The organism is Methylobacterium sp. Leaf91, from assembly GCF_001422815.1.
Classification (GTDB): domain Bacteria; phylum Pseudomonadota; class Alphaproteobacteria; order Rhizobiales; family Beijerinckiaceae; genus Methylobacterium.
The window spans coordinates 267094-290340 of the sequence record NZ_LMMP01000012.1 but is presented as its reverse complement, the minus strand read 5'-3'; the positions used below and the strand labels follow the sequence as shown (position 1 = coordinate 290340).

The window sequence follows — 23247 nt, the reverse complement described above, 5'->3', positions numbered from 1 at the left end:
CTAGGAGGTTGGAACCGGGGGTCAGTCTGCCCGGATCTGATTCCGGCCAGACCCATTGAAGTGGGGCGTGCAACTGCAACCGAACGATCCGGCTTCGGTCTTCCGCTGCGACGTCTCGCAGGTCAGAAGATGCTGCAACAGCGTCTCCAGGTCGTCCTTCTGGTAGGGCTTCTGCATCACCGGGACGGTGCGATAGGCGGGCTCGACTCCGGCCGCCCCGTAGCCTGTGGCGAAGAGGAACGGGATGCAGCGCTCGAACAGCTTGTCGGCTACGGGATAACTGCGCGCGTCGCCGAGATTCACGTCCAGGACAGCGAGATCGAATGTCTCCGCTTGCAGGTTCCTCAACGCCTGTTCGAGGCGCATGGCGATCACGACCTCGCAGCCGAGATCGAGCAGCATGTCCTCGGCGAGCATCGCCACCAGGCTTTCGTCTTCCACCAGCAGGACGCGGCGCCCCTCGAGCATGCTCATGAGCCGGGTCGCCCCGTCACGATCTCCTGCCCATGCCAGCCCAAGGGCGTCAGCGGGATATCGAGGCGACAGACAACTCCGGTTGGTGCGAAATCGATCGCGGCGTTGCCGTCGAACTCCAAGGGCAATTGTCGCTCGACAAGACGGGAACCGAAACCCCTGCGCGTCGGGGGAGCCACTTCCGGGCCACCCGTCTCCGTCCAGGTGAGGGAAAGGCGCTCGCGCGCCCCATCGGGTTTCAGCGTCCAAACGACGGTGACCCTGCCCTCGGGCACGGAAAGAGCACCGAACTTGGCGGCGTTCGTCATCAGCTCGTGCAACGCCATGGCCAGCGTCACGGCTACCTTGGGATGAAGACGGGTATCCGGGCCGGTGATCTGGAACCGGTTCGCGTCGGCCTCCGCCACCGCGTGGGGCGCGATCGCCCGCTCGACGACGCCGATGAGGCTGGCGCTCTCCCAGTTGGATTCGGTCAGGACGTTGTGAGCGTTCGACAAGGCCGTGACACGAGCGTCGAATACGGCGCGGGCCGGCTGGTCGGAAATGGCGCGGAAGGTCTGCGCCGCGATGGACTGGACGGTGGCCAGCGTGTTCTTCACCCGGTGGTTCAGTTCGTTGGTCAGCAGCCGCTGCCGCTCGGCTGCCGCCTTCTCCTCGGTGATGTCGCGGACCTCGATGATCGTGCCGATAATTTTGGCGGCGTCGTCACGGATCGGGCTCGCGGTGAACCCGACAGGGTAGAAATGCCCGTCCTTGTGGACGAACACCTCTTCGCCGCGCTCCTGGTTGTTCTCCGGGAAGGCACGGTCGATGGCGCATTCCTCCAGCGGGAACGGGCGGCCGTCGGGATAGGTGTGGTGGACGATGTCGTGAAGCGGGCAATCGCGCGCGAGCACTTCCCCGACGGTGAAGCCGGTGAGCAGTTCGGCGGCGCGGTTCATGTAGACGCAGTGCTGCCTGTCATCCATCAGGAAGATGGCCACCGACGCATTGTTCAGCACAGCGTTCAGACGGCGCTCGGTCTCGTGCAGCTGCGAGCCGCGGCGCAACGTCGGCAGGGATGTCGATGCTTCGGCGGAGGACAGGAAGGGCGGCCGGGTCGGCACGGAGCGGGCTCTCTGCGAAGATGGGCAACACCCGATGGTGCGCCGCAAGATCTTAACGGGTTCGCCATGGTCCGGCGAGGGGTATCCGGCTATCCTCGAAATCCTTGAAATCCTTGAAAACCTCAAGGGACGACAGGCGAAAGTGCGAGGAGCGCGGGTTTGTTCCGCCCAACCGCATTCGGTTGCACAGTCGATGTGCGCATGGGCAGGTGAGCCCCCGTTTGAGCCACTGCCGAATCCGGAACTTGCCGGAATGTCACTTTGCCAGGGCGACGTCGTGCCGATGCGAGACCGCTGGCTCGGAACATGATGGATCTCGTCAATTTCCTCTATGGCGCGCCGATCTGGCAGATGGCCTGCATCATCAGTTCCATCTCCGTGGGTGGCACGGTGTCGGCCCTCCTGATGGTCGACAGGGTTTGGAAGAAGGATCGTCGGCGGTCCCACAACGATATCGCCGGCTTCTTCATCGCCGTCGTCGGTGTCATCTACGCGATCTTGATCTCTTCCCTGGCGATCACCGTCATGACGCGGAAGGACCGTGCCGAAACCCTCGTTTTCGAGGAGGCGGATAAAGTCGCGAGACTGGCGCGGGAGGTGACGACCCTTCCCGAACCGAACCGTGCTGCCATCCGTGCTCATCTGGCGACTGACGTTCAGGTGGTGATCGAGGAGGAGTGGCCCCAGATGAGACGGGAGGCCCGGCCCGTCGCAGCAACTCGGGTGCTCCACTGCCTATGGCTCGATGCTGCAGCGCTGCCGCTGAAGGATCTGGCGGACGTTCTCACGGTGAAGGACTTTCGCAAGCACATCGACGATCTCTACGATCTCCATCGCGGACGAAGCGATCTGGCCATCAATGGCGTCGACCGGATCGTCTGGGCCGTCGTGCTTCTCGGCTCGATCTCGATGATCGCTTTCGCCGTCCTGTTCGGCGTCGAAAATTTCACGGCTCATCTCTTGATGAGCTGCCTCCTGTCCTTCTCCATCGCTCTGGCCATGACGATGATCGTCGCCATCGACTGGCCGTATTAGGGCTACGATTCCATCTCGGAGGCCCCTTTCCTCGAACTGAGATCGGGATTGAGAGAGGGGTCGGCCCCCTGACGCTCACGATGCGGATCGGAGTGGACGGACGCCATGCCGCAAGCCCGGTGGGGGATTAAGCCCTTGATCGGGAGGGCACGCGCCCGAGTTCGGGCTGATGCCAAATCGTCCCGCTTCCAATACCACCGCCGCTGCCCCGGTCATCCCGGGCCTGGGTACTGGCGGCCCATCCACTTTGGTCTGCCTGCATTTCCTCGGCGGAAGCGCGCGGGAATGGGGGCCGGTCGCAGCCTGTCTCGATGGCGTCGTTCGTCTGGTCGCGCTCGACCTACCGGGGTTCGGAGATGCGGCTGACGTCCCGGGCTACACGGTGGATGCGATGGCGGATTATGTGGCCGCCCGCATTACGGCCGCCGATCCCGGAGAACGATGGTATCTCGCCGGACATAGCATGGGCGCCAAGGTGGCCCTGGCCCTCGCCCGGCGCGCCGAGGACGGGGCGCCGGATCTGGCGGGGCTCGCCGGGCTGGTTCTTCTCGGCGGTTCGCCACCGAGTCCCGAGCCGATGTCCGACGACAAGCGGCAGGAGATGTTGGACTGGATTTCCGCGGATGCGGAGACCCGCCGTCGCAAGGCAGGAGAGTTCATCGACCAGAATACCGGTGCGCGCCTCGACGAACCGCGTCGAACCCGGGCGATCGAGGATGTGCTGCGTGCTGCTCCCGCCGCCTGGACGGCATGGCTTCGCGACGGCTCCCGAGAGGATTGGAGCCGCCGGATCGGCATCCTGCGCATACCGGCCGTGGTCGTGGGCGGAACCGAGGATGCCGATCTCGGCGCTACAGCGCAGGAGGCACTGACGCTTCCTCACCTGGCATCCGGCCGGCTCGTTGCCCTCGACGGTGCAGGACATCTCCTGCCCCTGGAGCGACCGGAGGCGGTGGCCGAGCTGATTACAGATCTCGTTGCGGAGGGGGCGGCGCGACGGTCTACCTCACCGGAGGTGCCGCAGCCCTACCGCGCGCTGATCGATTCCGAGCGGGTGAATAGCCGTCTGAGGGCGGCGCTCCTCGCTCGCGCCGAGCCCGATGCTTCGGAGTACCGGTCCACATGGTTCGATCCGATGGAACTCGCCCTCCTTCGCGCCGTCCTCGACCGGGTGCTCCCGCAGGGCGATGCCGGCCGGATCGACATCGCTGCGCGGATCGAGGCCCGGCTCGCTGCTGGAACCGGGGATGGTTGGCGCTTCGCCAAGCTGCCGGAGGACGGCGAGGCCTATCGTATCGCGCTGAGCATGCTCGATGCCGCCGCGAGATCCGTCCATGAAACGGGTTTTCTGTCCCTCGGCGGGGCCGATCAGGACGCCCTCCTGCACGCGGCCTCAGCCGGCGAGCGGCTCTCGCCCGAAGAACCGAGGCAGGGGTTCGACGCCGAAAGAATGAGCCTGTGGTTCGAGGATCTGCGCAGTGACGCGGTACGGATCTATCTGGCCCATCCCGCCAGCCTCGCGCGGATCGGCTTCGGCGGGATCGGTGCGGGTGGCGACGACACCGATCGTATGCCCGGCTTCGTACGGGTGGGGATCGGTGACCCTGAACCATGGGAATCTGCCGCCCTGGGTAAGACCGGCGGGGAGATCGGTCTGTGAAGCTCGATGCGATGCGTCGCTACGCAACCGATGACATCGTCGATGTGGTCGTGATCGGCACGGGGGCGGGCGGTGCGCCCGTGCTCGCCCGTCTCGCAGCGGCAGGGCTCACCGTCGTCGCCCTGGAGGCGGGGCCGAATTTCGATCCTACGCAGTTCGCGTTCGACGAAACGCTCGCGGATGAGATCTACTGGACCGAGGAGCGCCTCAGCGGCGGTTCGACACCGGAGGCCTTCGGCGCCAACAACAGCGGGACCGGGGTTGGTGGCTCCACCCTGCATTGGGGGGCTTTCACGCCGCGCGCCGACGAGCGCGACCTGCGTCTTCACTCCGAGACCGGGATGGGCGTGGATTGGCCGCTCGATTACGACGACCTGCTACCATTCTATGAGCGCGTCGAGGCGTTTATCGGCGTGTCCGGCTCCTCCCAGTACCCCTGGGATCCCGGCCGGCGCTATCCTCTCTCACCGGTCCCGCGCAATGCGCCGGCGCAGGTGATGGGCCAAGCCTGCGACCGGCTCGGCATTCGAACCGCCGACTCGCCTGCGGCCGTCGTCTCGCGCGACTTCTCCCAGGAGGGCGGCGGCCTGCGACGAGGCTGCATCAGTTGCGGCTACTGCCACCAGGGCTGTCGCACCGGCGCCAAGACCAGCATGGATGTGACCTACCTGCCGCATGCGGTCTCCAATGGCGCGGAAATCCGCCCCGATTGTCGCGTGCACGGGCTCGAGCGCGACCGTGAGGGCCGGATCACGTCGGTGATCTACCGGCATGGCGGCATCGATCATCGGCAGCGTTGCGCGGCAGTCTACCTCTGCGCCGGGGCCGTGGAGACGCCTCGGCTCCTCCTGCATCTCGGGCTCGCCAACGGCAGCGGTCAGGTCGGCCGCAACTATATGGGCCATGTGGCGACACAAGTCTGGGGGACGTTCGAAGCCGAGATGCGGATGAACCGCGGCTATCCCTCGTCGCTCATCAGCGAGGACATGGTCCGGCCCGATGATGCGGATTTCGCGGGCGGCTACCTGATGCAGAGTCTCGGCGTCCTGCCGGTCACCTGGGGCAACTCGGTGGCGCGGGGGCGCGGCCTTTGGGGGCGGGCGCTGACCGAACATCTCAATCGTTACAACCACATGGCGGGCATCGGGATCAACGGTGAGACCCTGCCCTGCGACGCCAACGTGCTGGTCCTCGCCGACGAGGTGGACGCGTTCGGGATGCGCAAGGCGCAGATCGATTTCGGCTATTCCTCCAACGAGGATCGGCTGAACGCCCATGCGACGCGGACCATGAAGGCGATCTGGGAAGCCGCCGGCGCCTCCGACATCTGGGTGCTGGAGCGCGTCGCGCACACGATCGGCACCTGCCGGATGGGCATGGATGGCGACAGCGCCGTGGTCGATCCCCATGGCCGGAGCTTCGAGATTCCGAACCTCTGGATCAGCGACGGATCGACCTTCCCGAGTTCGCTGGCCGCCAATCCGGCCCTGACCATCATGGCGCTGGCCCTCCGCTCGGCCGAGGCGTTCCTCGGGCATCCCTCCTGAGGATTCATCAGGAACGCCACCGCCATTCCCCGGTTGGATTCACCGCAACGCGACGAGGTTTCAAGCGCCATGACCACGAAGATCTCCACGACGAATGCCCGCGCGGATGCGCATGGCGAAATCCGCCTCGCCAAGGGCGAGCGGGTCGCCATGCGGATGTGGCGCCACGAGCCGCCGACGGACGACAAGCCGAGCGCCAGCCGACCCTACGAGACGGTGGGATACGTCATTTCCGGCCGCGCCGAACTCACGGTCGGCGGCGAGACCGTGACCCTGGAGCCCGGCGATTCCTGGCTCGTCCCGGCCGAGGCCGAGCACACCTACACGATCCTCGAAGAGTTCACGGCGGTCGAGGCCACCGCTCCGCCGGCCGCGTAAACGGCAATACCCGCCGAACCCAAGGCGGCGACGTGAGACCAGACATGAGAGGGGCCGGATCGATCGCGATCCGGCCCTTTTCGATATTTTGTTCCCGAAGAGAGACCCGCCCTACGCGCCGCCCCATTGCATGGTCAGGCCGCCATCCACCACGAGGGTATGGCCGGTGACGTAATCGGCGTCGTCCGAGGCGAGGTAGAGGATCGCCTTGGCGATCTCGTCGGGCTGGCCGGCGCGGTGCCACGGGATGCGTTCCAGGGAGGCTTCGAGCTTCTCGGGGTTCTCGAACCGGTCGCTGGTCATCGGCGTCTCGATCAGGCCGGGGGCGACGTTGTTGACGTTGATCTTGTCCTCGGCGAGCTCGCGCGACAGGCTCCGGCAGAGTGAGCCGACACCGGCCTTCGACATGCCGTAGGGCGCGCTTTCCGGCGTCGGCAGGTGCTGGGCCACCGACGAGACGATGACGATCTTCCCCCGCCCGCCATTCGCCCGCCGGACCTTGATGAAGGCACGGGCACAGAAGACCGGCCCCATCAGGTTGACCCGCAGGATCTGTTCGAGCTTGCCGTTATCCATCTCGGCCACCGGCATCCCGCTCATGGCCTGGCCGGCATTGTTGACGAGGATATCGAGAACGCCGAACTCGGCCGCCACCTTGGCGAAGGTCGCCTCGACGGAGGCCGGGTCACCGGCATCGTCCTGGATCACCAGGCTTCTGCGCCCGGCGGCCTCGACCCGGCGCGCGGTCTCCCGCGCGCCGTCCGCGTCGGTGTTGTAGGTGATCGCCACGTCCGCGCCTTCGCGCGCGAACAACTCGGCCGCAGCCTGTCCGATACCGGAATCCGCCCCGGTGATCAGAGCGCGTTTGCCCTGCAACTTCATGTCTGTCCCATCTGTGCGAGAAGGGGTGCGCGGCCATTGCGCGGCCGGCGATCACCCGTGATCTTCAGGACAATGGGCCGAGGAAAACGCGGTTCCCGGAATGCGGCATCGGCGGGGAGGGACGTCCCTCTCCGGGCTCAGGTGATGACGCTGGGCTCGCTGCGCCCCGTGATGCCGGCGATGTCGGCGATGTCGCGCGCCGCCTGGACGACAGGGGCGAGGACGACATCCGGCGCTAGGTCGAGCCGGTCCGGGTCGCTCTCGTAGCGCTCGATATAGACCCTCAGCGTCGCCCCCGCCGTGCCGGTGCCGGAGAGGCGGTAGACCACGCGCGCATCCTCGGCGAAGCTGATACGGATGCCCTGCTGCGCCGTCACGGAGCCGTCGACCGGGTCGACATAGCGAAAATCGTCCGCCGTGGAGACGGTGAGATCGCCGATCCGGCGGCCGGGCAGGCTCGCGACCTGCGCGCGCAACCCCTCCATGAGACGGTTGGCGCTCTCGGACTCGATCTCCTCGTAATCGTGGCGGGTGTAGTAATCGCGGCCGAACGAGGCCCAATGCTCGCGCACAATGGCGTCGGCGCGCTTGCCCGTCGCCGCCAGGATGTTCAGCCACAGCAGCACGGCCCAGAGCCCATCCTTCTCGCGGACGTGGTTCGAGCCGGTGCCGGCGCTCTCCTCACCGCAGAGGGTGATGAGGCCGGCATCGAGCAGGGTGCCGAAGAACTTCCACCCGGTCGGGGTCTCGTAGGCGGGAATGCCGAGCGATGCGGCGACCCGGTCGGCGGCACGGCTCGTGGGCATCGAACGGGCGATGCCCGCCAAGCCGGAGGCGTAGCCCGGCGCGCGATGGGCATGGGCGGAAAGGATCGCCAGGCTGTCGCTCGGGGTGACGAAGAGGCCGGGCGCCACGATCATGTTTCGGTCGCCGTCCCCGTCCGAGGCCGCGCCGAAATCCGGCGCGTCCGCGCTCAGCATCAGCTCGTAGAGCTCGTGGGCATGGACCGGGTTGGGGTCGGGGTGGTGGCCGCCGAAATCCTCCTCCGGCGTGCCGTTCACCACCGTGCCGGAAGGGGCGCCCAGCGCCCCTTCCAAGATGGCGACGGCGTAGGGACCGGTCACCGCGCTCATGGCATCGAACCGCATGCGGAAGCCGGAGGCGAACAGGCGGCGGATCGCATCGAAATCGACGAGTTCCTGCATCAGGGCCGCGTAATCGGCCACCGGGTCGATGACGGACACGACCATGCCGTCGATCCGAGCTTCGCCCACGCTATCGAGGTCGAGATCCGGCACGTCGGCGATGCGATACTCGGTGATCGCCTTCGTGCGCTCGTAAATGGCGGCGGTGACGGATTCCGGGGCCGGACCGCCATTGGCGGCGTTGAACTTGATCCCGAAATCTCCGTCCGGTCCGCCGGGATTGTGGCTCGCCGAGAGGACGATGCCGCCGATCGCGCCGTGCTTGCGGATGACGCAGGAGGCCGCCGGTGTGGAGAGGAGACCACCTTGGCCGACGAGAACCCGGGCGAAGCCGTTGGCGGCGGCAAGTTTCAGGGTCGTCTGCACCACCTCGCGGTTGAAGAAGCGGCCATCGCCGCCCACGACCAGGGTCGCGCCCTCGCGGTCGGGGATGATGTCGAAGATGGATTGGACGAAATTCTCGACGTAGCGGGGCTGCTGGAAGACCGGGACCTTCTTGCGAAGGCCCGACGTCCCGGGCTTCTGGTCAGAGAATGGCGAAGTCGGCACGTGCCTCGAAGTCATCCGCGAAAGCCCCTCGTTGTCGGCGGGGACAACACAACGGCTGGTCCGTTCCGGTCAACCACCCTGAATGGGTCGAGACGGAAACTTTCTTCGGAATCGTCTCGTCGCGCCTCCTTTGCCACGAAGGCGGGCGACGTCCCGTCGCGTCATCGCTTGGTGTTCGTCGCGACACCTTCGGAGAACGGGACCGTCAGGACGGTTTCGCCCGCTTCGTCGATGATTTCGAACGAGCGATCCAGAGCGTCGCTCAGGGTGGAGCCACTGACGAGGGCGTTGGCGACGATCTGCTTGACGCCGATCATGACCTCGTCGCGCAGGTCGTCCAGGCCGCCGAACTCGTCTCCGTCCGGATCGAGATGGAGCCCGTCGCGATCGCGCAGGTTCAGAAAGTATCGCGGCATGCCGATCTCCTACCGTAACGGCCAAGCCTAGACTGGGTGTGCCATGCGGCTGCCGCAAGGGAGATCGGGCAGGAAACCGCAGGCAAGAAAATGTACGCAAGCAACCACGGGCAGGAAACCGGACGCAGCCCCGCCTTTGGGGGCGGCGAGCCTGCTCAAAACATGGTCTGTCCATCCACCCGAAGGTAGCCGGCCTTGAATTCGGCAAGAGACCTCAGCCTGGGCCAGTCCAGGACCTTCAGGTTCTTGCCCTTGAGTTCGATCAGCCCCCGCCGTCTCAGCTCCTGCAACGAGCGGTTGACGTGGACGGTCGTCATTCCCGTCGTGTCCGCCAGTTCGTGCTGCGTCATGGGGAGATCGCAGCTATCCTCCGTGGCCAGGCCGACAGCCCGCAGCCGGACGAGGAACTCGCAGAAGAGATGCGCGATCCGCTCCAGAGCCGACCGGCAGCCGATATTCACCAGCCATTCGCGCAACGTCGCCTCGTCGATCAGGGCGGAGATGCGCATCGCCCGGGCGATCGCCGGATGGTTCTCGGTGATCTCTCTCAGGGTCGTGGCGGAAACGCGTGCGACCTTGCAGGGGGATAGGGTCGCGATCGTATGGTCGAGCCGGTTCAGCAGGGCGATGTCGAGATCGCAGGTATCGCCCGGAACGAGATAGGCCGTGATCTGTCGGGCGCCGTTGGCGCGTTGCTTGAACCGGCAACCGATCCCTTCGGTGATGAAGATGATATCGCTCGGCGGCTCGCCTTCGCGGACGAGGTTGGTGCGGGCGGGAACGTCGCGGGCGACGGACGCGAGCCGATGAAGCGCGTCCCTATCGGCGTCGCTCAGTTCCACGAAGCCTTCCAGCTTCTGGATCAGAGGATTGAACACGCTATCCGCCGTATTCGAGAATCTATTCCGCGACAATGGTCGATATCTCTATGCGATCAACATCGGCTTTCGCCAAAAGTAGCATTCTTCGAAACGCGTTTTCAATGATCTATGACAATTGAAGGACGCGAACCGCGATTATCTTAAGATAGTCGTTCTCGTACGAAAGTCGTAGTCATGTCCCGGATCGACGCTCGGTTCGAGCCGGACGGGCGCTGCCCCCACCTCCTGCTGTGACTGATCGATTCCCGAAACCGTGGATCGTCATGGCGAAAGGGACTTGCTCGACCGCCAGATCCATGGGGATGATCATTTGTCGCATGCTCTCGTCTTCTTTGACTATACGTCCTCGCAAAATTGCCAAAAGCTCCTGGTGGGCCACATAACCGTAAAGACGGCTCCGATAACAGCTGTAGGGAAGGTGAGGCATCGATCGCGAAAGTTCTAGTTCAGGCCACGGGGCGAGCGCCTCGATCATATCGAAGACGAGATGTCGATTCTAGGACGGTGATACGCAAAAGGAAGGCGGTGAATAAGGTCGGCCAGACACTTGGTACGGATCATGACCATCGCCGGAGGGGAGATCGACGCTCATCGAGGCCTGAACACGTTGGGGGGCGGTCCAGGGATCAACCCTCCGCGGCATCCTCGGCGATGAGGCGGCGGTACTCCGCCTCCGGTATGCCGTAGCTTTCGCCCGCGATGAGCTTGAGCTTGTCGCGATTGACGATCTCGATGTGAGACCTCCGGGCCCGGACCGTGCCGGCGCCTTCGAGGATATGGATCGTCGTCGTCACCCCGGGGCGATGGACGCCGAGCATGACGGACAGGAATTCGTGCGTGATGGGAAACTCATCGCCCGAGACACGGTCGTGGCACATCAGCAGCCAGCGAGCCAGCCGTTCTTCCAAAGTATAAGAACCGTGCGACAAGGCTGTCTGAGCGGTGAGAAGCTGGAAGATGTGAGCATAGCGCATCATCAACTTGCGGAAGGCAGGTCTTTCCTCGACTAGGTTGCGGAACGAGGCCTTGTCCACCTGCAGCGCTTCGCCGTCGATCTGCATGAAGGTTTCGTGGGGCGTGGATTCCACGTCGAACAGCAGCGGTAGGCCGCTGGCTCCCTCCGAGCCGATGATCCCCACCTCGATGCGCCTGCCTTCGCGGGTGCCGACCACCACCGAGGCCACGCCGCTCTCGATGAAACGCATATGGGTCAAGGGCTGGCCGGGTTGGATGAGGACGTCCTTCCGCTTCAGCGTGACCGGCTCGAGAACGGTTTCGATGGCCGCATAATCGTCGGGGTGCATCCGGGAGAGAAGGCTGTTGCGAACGTGTTTTTGAGAAGGAATGACCATGCAATTGCCCCGAAGAGTCGGCGTCCGGTTTACGCGCCGCTCATCAACCCCAAACGCCGAACGTACCATAGCAACTGCGTCACGGGTCCAACAAATGATAGGCGGTGATTTGTGGATTATGAGCGTTTTTGGCGTTCTTTGTGCGTAATTCGACATTCGGCATGATCGAGTCCCTGTCTCGGGATCTCTGACGCGCCCGATCGAGACGATCGGCATCCTTGGCCGCTCGCCTCGATTTCCTTTTTCGGCCGGGCCGGACGAAGGGATTGCAGGTGCGAATACGCTTTCGGGCGATGCCGCCCGGAGGGATCATGTTGCTGCCGGGCGAGATTCCGTCATCGCGGCGCGGGAATTGCAGCCGTGGTTTCACGGGGTGGGGAAGGGCCGGTTTCCAGGCGTGTCACGAATGATGGGAGATTCGTTTCGGCCGTCGGGCATGCGGATTGTCACGTCGACCGGCGTGCCGTGGCCCTCGGATTCATGGCCCTCGGATTCATGGCCCTGGGATTCTTGCATGGCCTGTATGAGGAATGTCGAATTGTCATGGCACTGCGATAAGCTTAACCGTTTGAAGCCTCTGGGGTTAAGGCGCCGCAGATACATGTCTATGGCCGAAAGATCATAGATCCGACTTTTGAAACGGAGATGTCAGTGCCTAATTTCCTCAAAGCACTCGTCATGACGGTGATTGCTTTTGTTTCGATTTACTATCTGACCGGTAATTCGACGATGGCAGTGACGCTATCTGTCATCCCTCTCCTGCTCGGACTGCTGGGAGTGATGCACGGGCTTGCCTATAGCTTCGCTGCACTCTGCCTGGTCTGTGCGGTAGCCTGGTCCGTTGCTCCCCAGGAGACCAAGACGATGGTACGGGCCGAGGTGGAGAAGACCGGCGTCAAGATCACCGCAAAGTAGCACCGATCGGGCCGGGCGAGGGGATGCGGCACGAGGGGCCTCGGTGCCCCCTCCGATGCCGTTGTCGGCGCGGCGCTTCCCCTCGCTTTGGCGCGTTCGACACCGATCTGGTAGGGTCACCGCAGGGCTCGCGTGCGAGATCGGTGCGGGATGGGTTCGATGCCGGGGGAAGAGGGCAGGGGCGGGGCGGCCACGCGTCTTTTGATCGTCGACGACCATCCGCTGTTCCGCGATGCGTTGGCGAGCGCCGTCAAGCTCGCCTTTCCCGAAGCGGCGATAGCGGAGGCCGAGGGGATCGTCAGCGCCATGGCGGCCCTGACGGCCGACAGTCGAATCGATCTCGTGCTGCTGGACCTGTCGATGCAGGGCGTCGTCGGATTCGATGGCCTGATCTCGATCCGCTCCCGTTTCCCGCGCGTTCCGATCCTCGTCGTGTCCGGCCTGGAAGATCCGCGCATCATGCGCGAGGCGCTGCGGCACGGCGCGGCCGGGTTCGTGCCGAAGGCGGTGGACAAGGCGACGCTGACCCGTGCCATCGCGGACGTTCTGGGTGGAGGCCTGTCGATCCCGGCGGCGCTTTCCGGGCCCGCGGCGGATCTGGCCACTCCGGCGACGCAGCTCGCGGAGCGGATCGCCCGCCTGACGCCGCAGCAATTACGGGTCCTCCTGATGATCCGGCAGGGAAAGCTGAACAAGCAGATCGCGCACGAGCTTCAGGTCGGGGATTCCACCGTCAAGGCGCATGTCTCCGAGATCCTGCGCAAGCTCGACGTCATCAGCCGCACCCAGATCGTGATCGAGACGGCCCTGCTCGATTTCGACCAGATCCGCGCCCCGCAGGCGGGGTGAGCGCGGATCGTCGCTCCTCGGCCGAACCGCGCCGTCCCGGGGCCGATCCTCACGGGAATGTGCCCGGGGGCGGGCGAAGGGCAGGGGGCCGGATGTTGCATCCATGGCGGGCATGGTCGATGACGGAGTGTGGTGCGACGACCGACGCACGGGGCGCGTCGCCACACCGATCGCGGCCACGCTCCGGTCCGTCGCGATCCCATCCCCCCCTCCATCCGTTGAAGCGAGTGCGATTATGAAGAACTCGACGTTGCGACTCGTCCTGCTTGCCGGGATGCTCACCGGATTGCCCATGACGGACGCCTCCGCCGCCGTGGGTGGCCGCATCGGCGCCTGCAAGCAGGAGCTGAAGGCCAAGGGCCTGAAGGGCGACGAGCGCAAGACGTTCATGAAGTCCTGCAGGGACGACGCGCTCAAGGCGTGCAAGGAGGAGTTGAAATCCGCCGGCGTGGACAAGGCCGACCGGCATGCCTTCATCAAATCCTGCCTGAAGGGCGACGACGCCTCCGGAGCGGCCACCGCCCCCACGGCCCCCGCAGCGAATGCGCCTGCCCCGAATGTACCCGCCCCGACGGCGCCCGGCTCGACCGTGCCCACCGGCACCGGCACCGGCTCCGGCATGATACCGGAGGCGACGCCCCCGGCTCCTAAGCCCTGAAGCGCCAGACGCTGCTGCGCTTGATCTCCGCATCCTCGAGGGAGCGGCTCACCGGCACCTCGTAGGTCGCGAGGATGTCGAGCCGGTCCCTCGGCAGGTAGGAACGGCCGGGATCGCCGATGAGGATGGTGGCGCCCTGCTCATGCAGGGCCGCCAGCCAGTCGGTGACCCGGCCGGCGATGTCGCTCTCGTAGAAGATGTCCGCGACGAGGATCGTCGTGACGCCGAGATCGGCCGGCCGCGAACCGATGAGATCGTCGAGGACGGGCGTGATCCGTTCGCCGACGCCGTTGGCTTCGGCATTGAGGCCGATGGCCGCGATGGCGAAGGCGTCGAGGTCGCTCGCGGTCGCATGGGTGGCGCCGGCCAGCGTCGCCGCGATCGCCACCAACCCGGAGCCGGAGGCGAAATCGAGGATCCGCTGCCCGGCCACGAGGTCCGGGCGGTCGAGGATATGCCGGGCCAGGGCTTGCCCGCCTGCCCAGGCGAAGGCCCAGAACGGCGGCGGCAGGCCGATGGAATCGAGTTCGTCCTCCGTCTTCTGCCAGAGATCGGTGGCCTCGTCGGCCACATGCAGCACGATCTCCGGTGCGTGGGGGACGGGCAGAAGCCGCGTATTGGCGCGGATGAAGCGAAGTGGATCGACCGAGGGCGTCATGAGCGGATGAGATCCGCGTAGAGGCCCGAGACCGCCCGCATCACCGCATCCTCCGTGAAGCCGCCCTCGACCACGCGCCGCCGCGCGGCCTCTCCCATTCGCGCCACGAGGAGCGGATCGGCGGCGAGCCGGATCATCGCGGCAGCGAGGCTCCGCGCATCGTCCGGCGGGACCAGCATGCCCTCGATTCCCTCGCGAACCAGCGTCCGGCAGCCGGGAACGTCGGTGGTGAGGAGGGCGCGCCCGCAGGACGCCGCCTCCAGCAACGTGCGCGGCAGGCCTTCGCCGCCCCGGGAGGGCAGGCATCCGACATGGTGCTCCGCCCACACTCCGCTCACGTTGCGGGTCGGGCCATGCCAGGTGATGCCGTCCCGGCTCCAGGAACGCAGGGTCTCTTGCGGGATCGCCCTCCGGTTCGAGGCGTCCGGAGCACCGTAGAGGGAGAGCTCCACCGCCGCGCCCTCCGCGCGTGCGAGGCGCGTCGCCTCCACGGCAGTGTCGATACCCTTCGACCACAGCATCCGCGCCACGACGGCGATGCGCAGGGGCGGGGAGGGCGGTTGCGGCGTCTCTGCGAGCAAGGCCGGGTCGATGCCGGCCCCGCCGACGATGGTGACGGCCGTGTCGGCCGGATCGAGGCCGAGGGCGATGGCGTCGTCCGGGTTTTCGAACAGGAACCGGGTCTGTTTCGAGGCGAGCGGTCCACGGATCAGCTGGCGCAGGGCGATGCGGGCCATGCGTCCCGCGACGTCGGCGCGCGCGCCCATCAAGCCGAGCCCGGTCAGGGCATAGACCCGGCCTGAGATACCCGCCATCGCCGCCGCCGTCCCGCCCACGAGGATCGAGCGCAGCGCGATGCAATGGACGATATCCGCCTTCAGCGCCTTCAGGATCGCCGCGAGCTGGCCCGCCGCATAACCCGCCGCCATGGGGTTGAGGCTGGAGCGCTCGGCCTCCAACTCGACCACGCGCGCCCCCGTCGCCTCGATCACCGCCCGGTGGTCGCGCACGCGGGTCACCACCGCCACGGACAGGCCCATCGCCACGGCGGCCCGCGCCATGGGCAGGAAGTGCGAGGCGAAGAACCAGTCCTCGGTGACGACGAAGACGAGCCGCTTCATCGGCGCGGAGGAGGGCGAAGGGGACGTGGCCATGAGAGAGGCTGTAGCACGCCGCCGCTCCGGGGCGAGGCGAATGGCAGGAGTGTTATGGCAAGTGGGAGACAGGATGAGCGAGGACGTGCTTGTCAGGCATCCCCCCGGCGAGACATCGCGCCGCCGGTCCGGCTCGGAACGCCGCCCGTGCCCGGCCGGTTGACGGTTCCTGACGATCGACGGGAGGCGGGTGATGGCGATGGATCGCGAAGAGGACGGCGTTGTCGCCGATCCGCGGGATGCGGCCATCGAGGCAGGCCTGACCTATGTGGATGCCGACCGTCCGGGGCTCACGCGCCGCAGGAGCGGAACGGGGTTCTCCTATCGCGATGCCAAGGGCAAGCCCGTCCGCGACCCGAAGATCCTGAAGCGGGTCCGGTCCCTCGCGGTCCCGCCCGCCTATACCGATGTCTGGATCTGCCCCCGCGCCGACGGCCATATCCAGGCCACGGGACGGGACGCCAAAGGGCGGAAGCAATATCGCTATCACCCCGATTTCCGGCAGGCGCGCGACTCGACCAAGTTCGAGCGCATCATGGCCTTCGCCGACGCCCTGCCCGCCATCCGGGCGCGGGTGGACGAGGATATGAGCCGCCGCAGGTTGTCCCGCGAGAAGGTGCTCGCCACCATCGTCCATCTCCTGGAGACGACGCTCATCCGAGTCGGCAACGACGATTATGCCCGCACCAACAAGAGCTACGGCCTCACCACCCTGCGCGATCCCCATGTGACCGTCGCTGGCGCGGAGCTGACGTTCCGCTTCAAGGGCAAGAGCGGCAAGATGTGGAACCTGTCGGTGAAGGACCGGCGCGTGGCCCGCATCGTCAAATCCTGCCAGGACCTGCCGGGCCAGGAACTGTTCCAGTATATCGACGACGCGGGCGAGACGCGCGACGTCACCTCGGCCGACGTGAACGCCTATCTTCGCGAGATCACCGGGCAGGAGATCACCGCCAAGGATTTCCGGACCTGGGCCGGCACGGTGCTGGCCGCCCTGGCCCTGCAGGAATTCGAGGCGTTCGACAGCGAGGCCAAGGCCAAGAAGAACCTGCGCGCGGCCATCGAGAGCGTATCGGCGCGGCTCGGCAACACGCCGACGATCTGCCGCAAATGCTACATCCACCCCGAAATCCTCGACGGTTATCTGGAGGGCGCGTTGCTGATCCAGGTGGCGGATGCGGTGGAAGACGAGTTGCGGGACGATATCGCACGGTTGAAGCCCGAAGAGGCTGCGGTTCTCGGATTGCTGCGGGCGCGTCTCGAAAAGGCGAAGGGCACCGTCTCAGTCAAGACGAAGGTGCCGGCCAAGGTAAAGGCCAAAAGTTCGACGAAGGCCAAGAGTTCGGCAAAGGCCAAGAGTTCAACGAAGGCCAAGGCCATGGGGGCTGCGACGGGCAAGGTGACGCCGTGCAAGGAACGTTCCGTCTCGGTGAAGCCCGAGGCCCGAGCGACGGCATAGGCCGGGACCGGACATCCCGTGGCCGAAATCTACCGGACGGTACCCGCCCTGAACGTCCGCGATGGGTGGAAGCGGACTCTGACGGTACGCCCCGAAGCAGACGTTTCGCCTCGACCGTGATTGCCGCTGCGCATGCGCCATAAGCAACATGTCTATATTGAAAACGGTAGCTGCCCCTTACAAAATCTCGGACAGCCCATATAACCTTACTTAAAGGCTCCCAGTTTTGTTTGGTAAAATCTCATTTATTCAACCGAAGGTCGCGTAAGTTTCAATGAGATAGCGTCGATGTGCTGTGACCCCCGTGCAACAACTAGTCAAAAGGGCGTCTCAGTTTATAATACTTCTAGATTTTTTGGCATCCAGATTGAAATGCCTATAAACGTCACTTCTCGCGCAGGGCAAATCAAGCTTGACGCCATATGTTTCTGAATTGTAACGGACGAAAAACCATAACAGGCTAGCTTTTGTTCGTGTCCAAATCTTTCAAAAACAATAAAAAAATCTTTCCGCTGGTTACTTCGGTTGCCATTGGTTTTGTGGCGCAATCCGGATCATTGAACGGTTTCGGGCCAAGTTCCGCTTTAGCACAGCTTGCGGCAGACTCCTCTCAGGAAGTGCAGCTCGACGAATTATCAGTGGTTGGCAATGGCGGTCCGGCAAGCAAAGTGGATGGTTACCTCGCCAGAAACAGTGTCAGCGCAACGCGCACTGACACGCCCCTGCGCGAGGTGCCACAAACAGTCGTTGTCGTGCCAGACCAGATCCTCAAGGACGTCGCCGCCACCCGCGTCGATGCGGCGCTCGATCTTGCCGGAGTCGGCCGAGCGAATAACTTCGCAGGTCTCGGGCTGACGGAATTTACGATCCGCGGCTTCTCTACGGGGGAGTACTATCGAAACGGCTTCCCCGTGAACCGTGGCTATCCAAACTCGCCTGATGTCGTCTCGATCGAGCGGATTGAGGTCCTGAAAGGCCCCTCGGCATTCCTCTATGGTCGTGGCGATCCAGGCGGCACCTTCAACATCGTTACCAAACAGCCTCAGGCCGAACGCTCTCTCGCCATCGGAACACAGTTCGGAAGCTTCAATCAGAAACGCACCACCTTCGATGCTACCGGTGCGCTCGATCAGGAGGGGCGCGTGCTCGCCCGCGTCACAGGTGCAGTCGAGGACAACGGCAGCTTCCGAGACTTCGTGCATAGCGACCGTTACTATCTCGCGCCCGTAATCGCGTGGAAGCCGTCGGCCGACACCACGATTACGCTCGAGGGCGAGGTGGTGAGCACCGCGGCGACCTTCGACCGAGGTATCGTGCCTATCAACGGCAACTTGCGTGCGGTGCCGCGCAGCCGCTTCATCGGCGAGCCCGGCATCCCGCCCGTCCGCAACGACAACGCGCTCGGGCAGCTCCGCATCGAGCACCGGCTCGATTCGAACTGGGTGGTGAGCGCGGGCGCGCAGGCGCTCGGCGGCCAGCTTTACGGCGATGGTGTCGGTGCTGTGAACGTGCTGGGCGACGGCCGCACCCTGCGGCGCACCTTCGAACACCGCGATTTGAGCTGGTCGGATCTCAACCTGCAGCTCAATCTTGCGGGCAAGTTCGAGACCGGACCTTTCCGCCACACCCTGCTGATGGGCTTCGAGTACGACAGCTATCGCTACCGGGAGATCTTCGATCGCTCGAATGTGAACGTCAATCCGTTCACCCTCGACCTTCTCGCGCCTCGCTACGGGCAATCTCCGCTGCCGCCGCTCGGCTCGATTACCAACTTCCTCCAAAACACTCAAAGCTACGGAGGCTATATCCAGGACCAGATCGATATAACTCCGCGGCTTCACGCCCTCCTCGGCGTGCGCGTGGAGGATCTTGGTCTCGTCTCGACCGATTATCGGACTGGCCGCACCACCAGCCTGCAGGGGACGGTCGCGACCCCGCGTTTCGGCCTCGTCTACGATCTCACCGACGCAATCGCATTGTACGGCAATTATGGTCGCTCTTTCCGCCCAAACACCGGCACTGACCGCAGCGGGAACCCCTTTGCCTTCGAGCAGGGTGAGGGATACGAGGCCGGCGCGAAGATCAGCCTGCTCGACGGAAGCCTGAGCGCTACGGCCGCCGTGTTCGACATCCGCAGGACCAATGTCCTCACCGTCGATCCAGGCGATTCGAACTTCAGTGTTGCGGCTGGCGAGGTACGCAGCCGTGGTTTCGATCTGACCGTCGCGGGCTATCTGACCCCCGGCTGGCGGGTATTCGGCACCTACACTCATGCCGATGCCGCTGTCACGCGCGACAACACATTGGCCGTCGGGACACGCATCGCAAACATCCCGGCCGATAGCGTCGCTCTACAAAGCGTGTACGAGTTTCAGAACGCCGATCTGCGCGGTCTCGGTCTTGGCGGCGGCATGACCTATGTCAGCCAGCGGGTGGCTGGGACCGCTCTTTCCACCTTCCGCCTGCCGGAATACACGATCTTCAACTTAATCTCGTATTACTGGATCACGCCTCAGGTGCGGGTCTACCTCAACGTCGACAACCTGTTCGACGCAAACTATTTTGATCGCGCTTGGCAAAACCGGTACGCCACTCCAGGCACACCCCGCACTATCATGGGCGGTGTCGCGGCCCGATTTTGACGTGAATCACCGGTGAGTAAAGATCCTCGCCGGAGGCTCGCAGTTAACTCAGGCCATGTGCGCTTCGCTGTTCCAGAAACTCGCGGCAGGACAGTCGCAAACCTACCCAACCGGCCGTACCATCAGTTCCACCAATCTGCCTGGAAGCGGACCTTCGGCTGCGTGGAAGCTCGGCAACGATTGGAGCACCTCGGGATCGCCGCGTTTCGAGATGATGGGGGTTCCACTGCGGTTAAATAAACGACGCTGAAAGCGGGCTCCTCCCGGCGGCGGTTACCCAACGTCGGATTTTTACCGCTGGCATCGACGCGAAAGCGCCCGTTCGGCGAATCCGGTCCTGCCTGCGTCTGGCGGGATTTTCTTCGGGGGCGCGGGTACGGCCGACGCGGCGAGCCGTCCCGTCACGGTTCCTCAGTGTCGCGCCATCGCTTCGATGATGGTCGAGCGGCCGTGCAGGCCGGTCTCGCTTTTGCCTTTCTCGGACTTGCCCTTGTCGCCCTTGCCTTGGCGCGGCATCTCGCTTTCGACGACGGGGGCCAGACCCAGTTGTCGTGCGAGGCAGACGAGGTCCTTCAGCCGGCCCGTCTGGGTCTTGCGACGAAGATTGAGCCGATGCGTCTCCACGGTGCGGACGCTGAGGCTGAGGCGTCGCGCCACCTCCTTGTTGCTGAAACCGGCACTGAGAAACCGCAGGATTTCCGCCTCGCGGGGGGTGAGCCCTTCCCCGGCATCCGCCGCATCGGACGTTTCGACATTGGAGGTCGAAACGTCCGCCTTGCCCGCCTGGGCCAGGCGGACGATGGTGGCGCTGATCTCCCGCGGGGTCGCCGATTGGGCGACCACCGCATCGATACCGGCCACGAGCAGATGGCGCAGGGTGTCGGCGGGCAGGCTCTGGAAGGCCGCCAGCACGCGCAGCCTCGGATGATTCTTCAGCACGGTGATCCGGGCGAGGTCGGCCTCGCTTGCGTTCTCTCGCAGGAAGACCAGGGCGACGACGCTCTCGATTCCCGGACCGTCGAGCGGCAGATCGGCCTCGCTCACCGTATGCAGGCTGGGCTCATGCTCCAGGAAGGCCCTCAGGACAGGCCCGAGCCCCACGGGTTCGTCGACGATCAAAACTCCAACGGCCTGGTTCATGCCGCTCCCCCCTCTGTCCCATCGCGATACATCGCGCCCGGGCTGGTCAAGAGCAGTTCAAATCCCATTCCATCGGTTTATTCGGCGCGATTCCGCGCCGTGCGATGAATACAAGGGCGCATATCGCGAAAACAGCCGCGAAAATCGCCTTATCTCGGTTAACGCGGGCGAATGCATGCTGGCCGACCGACCACGCCTGTCCCTATCAGGAACAGCCCGGTCCGAAATGGGATCGGCTCATTCCATGCCTCACTGACACCGACCCATAGGTTGGGGGCAGTGAGATCCGGGATCAGCCTGCCCGGGCGAGGACGAGGTCGGAGGCGGCGGAAATCACCCGGTTGCGGCCCGTAGTCTTGGCCTCGTAGAGGGCGATATCGGCGCGCTTGATCATGGCCTCGATCGTGTCGCCCTCGCTCCATTGGCTGACCCCGAAGCTGCAGGTCAGCCGGATCGGCGTGCGTGCTCCACGGATACGCATGCCTTCGACGAGGCGGCGCAGGCGTGACGCGAGAGCCTCGGCATCGGCCACCGGCCGGTGCGGAAGCACGATGCCGAACTCCTCGCCTCCGAGCCGCCCGACGATGCCCTCCTCCGCGATAGTCTTGCTGACGTTCTGGATCGCCGCATCGCCGACATCGTGGCCGTACTCATCGTTGATGCGCTTGAAATGGTCGATATCCACCAGGATCGCCGACATTTCGCCGTGGTTGCCGACGCGGTCGGCGGCGTCCCGCACCCGCTGGAGGAAGGCGCGCCGATTGAGGAGACCGGTGAGCGGATCGGTCTCGGCAAGGCGAATCAGCTCGCTTTGCATGGTCGTCAGCCGTTCCGCGGCACGCATGCGGGCATGCAGTTCCTCGGCGCCGGGCGGTTTCTCGATGAAATCGTCCGCTCCGCTGTCGAGGGCCTCGGCCAGATTGCGGGAGTTACGGGCCGAAGACATGGTGATCACGTAGAGCGGACGATTGGTCTCGGCGATCAGGCGCGCCGACCAGCACAGTTCGAGCCCGCTCAAGGGGCGGACTTCCAGGCTCGTGATCAGGACTCGCACAGTCGTCTCGTAAGTCATGAAGTCGAGTGCTGCCTGAGAATCGGTAAAGACGTCGACCGTATGGCCTTGCGGTTCCAGAAGTCCGGCGACGACCTTCAGGACAACACGGCTCGTGTCGACGATGACAATGTGCATGGCGTTGGTCACTCGCCCGATTTCTAGCGCTGTGTTTCAGCATGGCAGCCACAGATTAACATGTTGCCAAGACGGCATGCCCACATGAGTCCATCCGAGGCCCCGGCAGGCGGATGCCCTGCATCGCCCCCTGCGGGAGGGGCGTCGCAAGGCAGATCACCGACGCTCCGTCATCCCCGGTTGAATGCCGCGCCTCCGACTGGTAGCTAACGCGTCGGGCCGGCGTAGCACAGCGGTAGTGCAGCGGTTTTGTAAACCGAAGGTCGGGAGTTCAATCCTCTCCGCCGGCACCACGCTTTCGTGTGTAAGCGCAATAGGTTACGCTGTCTGACGGACTTAGGCTGGCCGGGTCTCACACGGCGGCCTCCCAGATGGCGCGTCCCCGGAAGGATCCCGGCACGGGAACCTGTCACCTGCGGCAAAGGCCCCACAGGATTGTGTCTCCCGTATCAAAGGGACGCGAGTCATTCTTCACATCGATGAAAAGCCTGTGGCCGTCACTGCTGGCGCAGTGGTCCAGGTGTCCCTTCGAACCAAGGATGTTGCGGAGGCGAAGCGACGCCACAGCGAGGCTGATGCCGAACTCAAGCGCTATTGGGAAACCGTCCGGATCGGGCCACAGCCGCTGACGCATAGAGGAGTGATGGCGCTGACAGGCGAAATGTACGCCGCAGTGAAGCAATGTCTCGGTGACGACAGAAGTCGATACCTCCTTAGGGTGGCCGAGGAAGCCGATCGGGTTGGGAGCGATCTCAAAACGGATCACATCAATTTCGAGACCCTGCGCGACGCCTTCCTAAGCACTCTCGAGGATGCCGGAACACCGGCAGAGTGGGCCAAGTTCGACGATCTCCGTGCCATCCCGATGGTGACGCTAGAGCTGCGTTCGAAGCTCAAGCGGACGCACTTCTGCAGCAAAAATCGCTTGTGACGGATGTAGCCAGTCGAGTTCTTCTGATGCGGGAGCTTTGTCGAGCAACGCGCCAAGCTGCAGACAGCGGCTTTCGAAACGCGAGCTGGGATTATAGTGTGGATAAGACAATTTCTCGCTTCCCTGCCTGGGATAGCGGCGGTCGTCGTCGGGTGAAGAGGCGGTCT

General features: G+C 64.6%; 21 protein-coding genes and 1 tRNA gene. 11 read left to right on the top strand and 11 right to left on the bottom strand.

Translation table 11 applies throughout. The features are described from left to right. Positions 1-21: 21 nt before the first annotated feature. Entirely contained in the window at positions 22-474 is a 453-nt protein-coding gene (locus tag ASF32_RS12190) for a response regulator (protein WP_056428404.1), read from the bottom strand. Next, on the bottom strand, positions 471-1580 hold the full coding sequence (locus ASF32_RS12185) for an HWE histidine kinase domain-containing protein (RefSeq protein ID WP_056428401.1): 1110 nt from the start codon (positions 1578-1580) through the stop codon (positions 471-473). Before ASF32_RS12185 ends, ASF32_RS12190 begins: the two co-directional genes overlap by 4 nt. 306 nt (positions 1581-1886) lie before the next feature. Here ASF32_RS12185 and ASF32_RS12180 point away from each other — a divergent pair, with 306 nt between their 5' ends. The 4 genes from ASF32_RS12180 (at position 1887) to ASF32_RS12165 (ending at position 6200) form a co-directional block, all read left to right on the top strand. After that, positions 1887-2615: a DUF4239 domain-containing protein gene (locus tag ASF32_RS12180; RefSeq protein ID WP_056428398.1), complete on the top strand. Its 729-nt coding sequence runs from the start codon at positions 1887-1889 to the stop codon at positions 2613-2615. Positions 2616-2784: 169 nt separating this feature from the next. After that, positions 2785-4275 (top strand): alpha/beta hydrolase, encoded by a 1491-nt coding sequence (locus ASF32_RS12175; RefSeq protein WP_082490411.1) that lies wholly within the window; start codon positions 2785-2787, stop codon positions 4273-4275. A gap of 11 nt (positions 4276-4286) precedes the next feature. Then, entirely contained in the window at positions 4287-5822 is a 1536-nt protein-coding gene (locus ASF32_RS12170; RefSeq protein ID WP_056428708.1) for a GMC family oxidoreductase, read from the top strand. A gap of 69 nt (positions 5823-5891) precedes the next feature. Continuing rightward, positions 5892-6200 (top strand): cupin domain-containing protein, encoded by a 309-nt coding sequence (locus ASF32_RS12165; protein WP_056428392.1) that lies wholly within the window; start codon positions 5892-5894, stop codon positions 6198-6200. 111 nt (positions 6201-6311) lie between these two features. On the opposite strand, the gene ASF32_RS12160 is transcribed toward ASF32_RS12165, so the two are convergent. The 5 genes from ASF32_RS12160 to ASF32_RS12140 form a co-directional block, all read right to left on the bottom strand. After that, positions 6312-7082: a glucose 1-dehydrogenase gene (locus tag ASF32_RS12160; protein ID WP_056428390.1), complete on the bottom strand. Its 771-nt coding sequence runs from the start codon at positions 7080-7082 to the stop codon at positions 6312-6314. A gap of 137 nt (positions 7083-7219) precedes the next feature. Next, positions 7220-8851 carry an alpha-D-glucose phosphate-specific phosphoglucomutase gene (locus ASF32_RS12155; RefSeq protein WP_056428388.1) on the bottom strand — a complete coding sequence of 544 codons (1632 nt, stop codon included), beginning with the start codon at positions 8849-8851 and terminating at the stop codon, positions 7220-7222. 146 nt (positions 8852-8997) lie between these two features. After that, a complete protein-coding gene (locus tag ASF32_RS12150) occupies positions 8998-9252 on the bottom strand; it encodes a hypothetical protein (RefSeq protein ID WP_056428385.1) in 255 nt (84 codons plus the stop codon). A gap of 155 nt (positions 9253-9407) precedes the next feature. Next, positions 9408-10130, bottom strand: a complete 723-nt coding sequence (locus tag ASF32_RS12145) for a Crp/Fnr family transcriptional regulator (RefSeq protein ID WP_244478163.1) — start codon at positions 10128-10130, stop codon at positions 9408-9410. A gap of 629 nt (positions 10131-10759) precedes the next feature. After that, positions 10760-11641, bottom strand: coding sequence for a Crp/Fnr family transcriptional regulator (locus ASF32_RS12140; protein ID WP_244478162.1), 882 nt, complete (start codon positions 11639-11641; stop codon positions 10760-10762). 495 nt (positions 11642-12136) lie between these two features. On the opposite strand from ASF32_RS12140, the gene ASF32_RS12135 reads away from it, so the two are divergent. The 3 genes from ASF32_RS12135 (at position 12137) to ASF32_RS12125 (ending at position 13907) form a co-directional block, all read left to right on the top strand. Beyond that, positions 12137-12400, top strand: a complete 264-nt coding sequence (locus ASF32_RS12135) for a hypothetical protein (RefSeq protein ID WP_156467780.1) — start codon at positions 12137-12139, stop codon at positions 12398-12400. A 159-nt stretch (positions 12401-12559) separates the two neighbouring features. Beyond that, on the top strand, positions 12560-13249 hold the full coding sequence (locus ASF32_RS12130) for a response regulator transcription factor (RefSeq protein WP_056428706.1): 690 nt from the start codon (positions 12560-12562) through the stop codon (positions 13247-13249). 235 nt (positions 13250-13484) lie between these two features. Then, complete coding sequence (locus ASF32_RS12125) at positions 13485-13907, top strand: PsiF family protein (protein ID WP_056428374.1); 423 nt, start codon at positions 13485-13487, stop codon at positions 13905-13907. Here the strand turns inward: ASF32_RS12125 and ASF32_RS12120 are convergent. Both ASF32_RS12120 and ASF32_RS12115 read right to left on the bottom strand, forming a co-directional pair. Continuing rightward, on the bottom strand, positions 13897-14565 hold the full coding sequence (locus tag ASF32_RS12120; RefSeq protein WP_056428371.1) for a methyltransferase: 669 nt from the start codon (positions 14563-14565) through the stop codon (positions 13897-13899). The two genes, ASF32_RS12125 and ASF32_RS12120, sit on opposite strands and share 11 nt — an antisense overlap. Then, positions 14562-15719, bottom strand: coding sequence for a glycosyltransferase family 4 protein (locus ASF32_RS12115; protein ID WP_056428369.1), 1158 nt, complete (start codon positions 15717-15719; stop codon positions 14562-14564). Before ASF32_RS12115 ends, ASF32_RS12120 begins: the two co-directional genes overlap by 4 nt. 199 nt (positions 15720-15918) lie before the next feature. Here ASF32_RS12115 and ASF32_RS12110 point away from each other — a divergent pair, with 199 nt between their 5' ends. Together ASF32_RS12110 and ASF32_RS12105 are read left to right on the top strand one after the other, a co-directional pair. Beyond that, positions 15919-17178, top strand: coding sequence for a DNA topoisomerase IB (locus ASF32_RS12110; protein ID WP_056428701.1), 1260 nt, complete (start codon positions 15919-15921; stop codon positions 17176-17178). 539 nt (positions 17179-17717) lie between these two features. Then, entirely contained in the window at positions 17718-19820 is a 2103-nt protein-coding gene (locus ASF32_RS12105; RefSeq protein ID WP_244478212.1) for a TonB-dependent siderophore receptor, read from the top strand. A 411-nt stretch (positions 19821-20231) separates the two neighbouring features. Here the strand turns inward: ASF32_RS12105 and ASF32_RS12100 are convergent, their stop codons facing one another. Continuing rightward, positions 20232-20960 (bottom strand): response regulator transcription factor, encoded by a 729-nt coding sequence (locus tag ASF32_RS12100; protein ID WP_056428364.1) that lies wholly within the window; start codon positions 20958-20960, stop codon positions 20232-20234. 292 nt (positions 20961-21252) lie between these two features. Next, entirely contained in the window at positions 21253-22149 is an 897-nt protein-coding gene (locus tag ASF32_RS12095) for a diguanylate cyclase (protein ID WP_056428695.1), read from the bottom strand. A gap of 218 nt (positions 22150-22367) precedes the next feature. Between ASF32_RS12095 and ASF32_RS12090 the strand changes: the two genes are divergently transcribed. Continuing rightward, a tRNA-Thr gene (locus tag ASF32_RS12090) sits at positions 22368-22442 on the top strand. Between the two features lie 197 nt (positions 22443-22639). Beyond that, positions 22640-23080, top strand: a complete 441-nt coding sequence (locus tag ASF32_RS12085) for a DUF6538 domain-containing protein (protein WP_056428362.1) — start codon at positions 22640-22642, stop codon at positions 23078-23080. Positions 23081-23247: the final 167 nt, after the last annotated feature.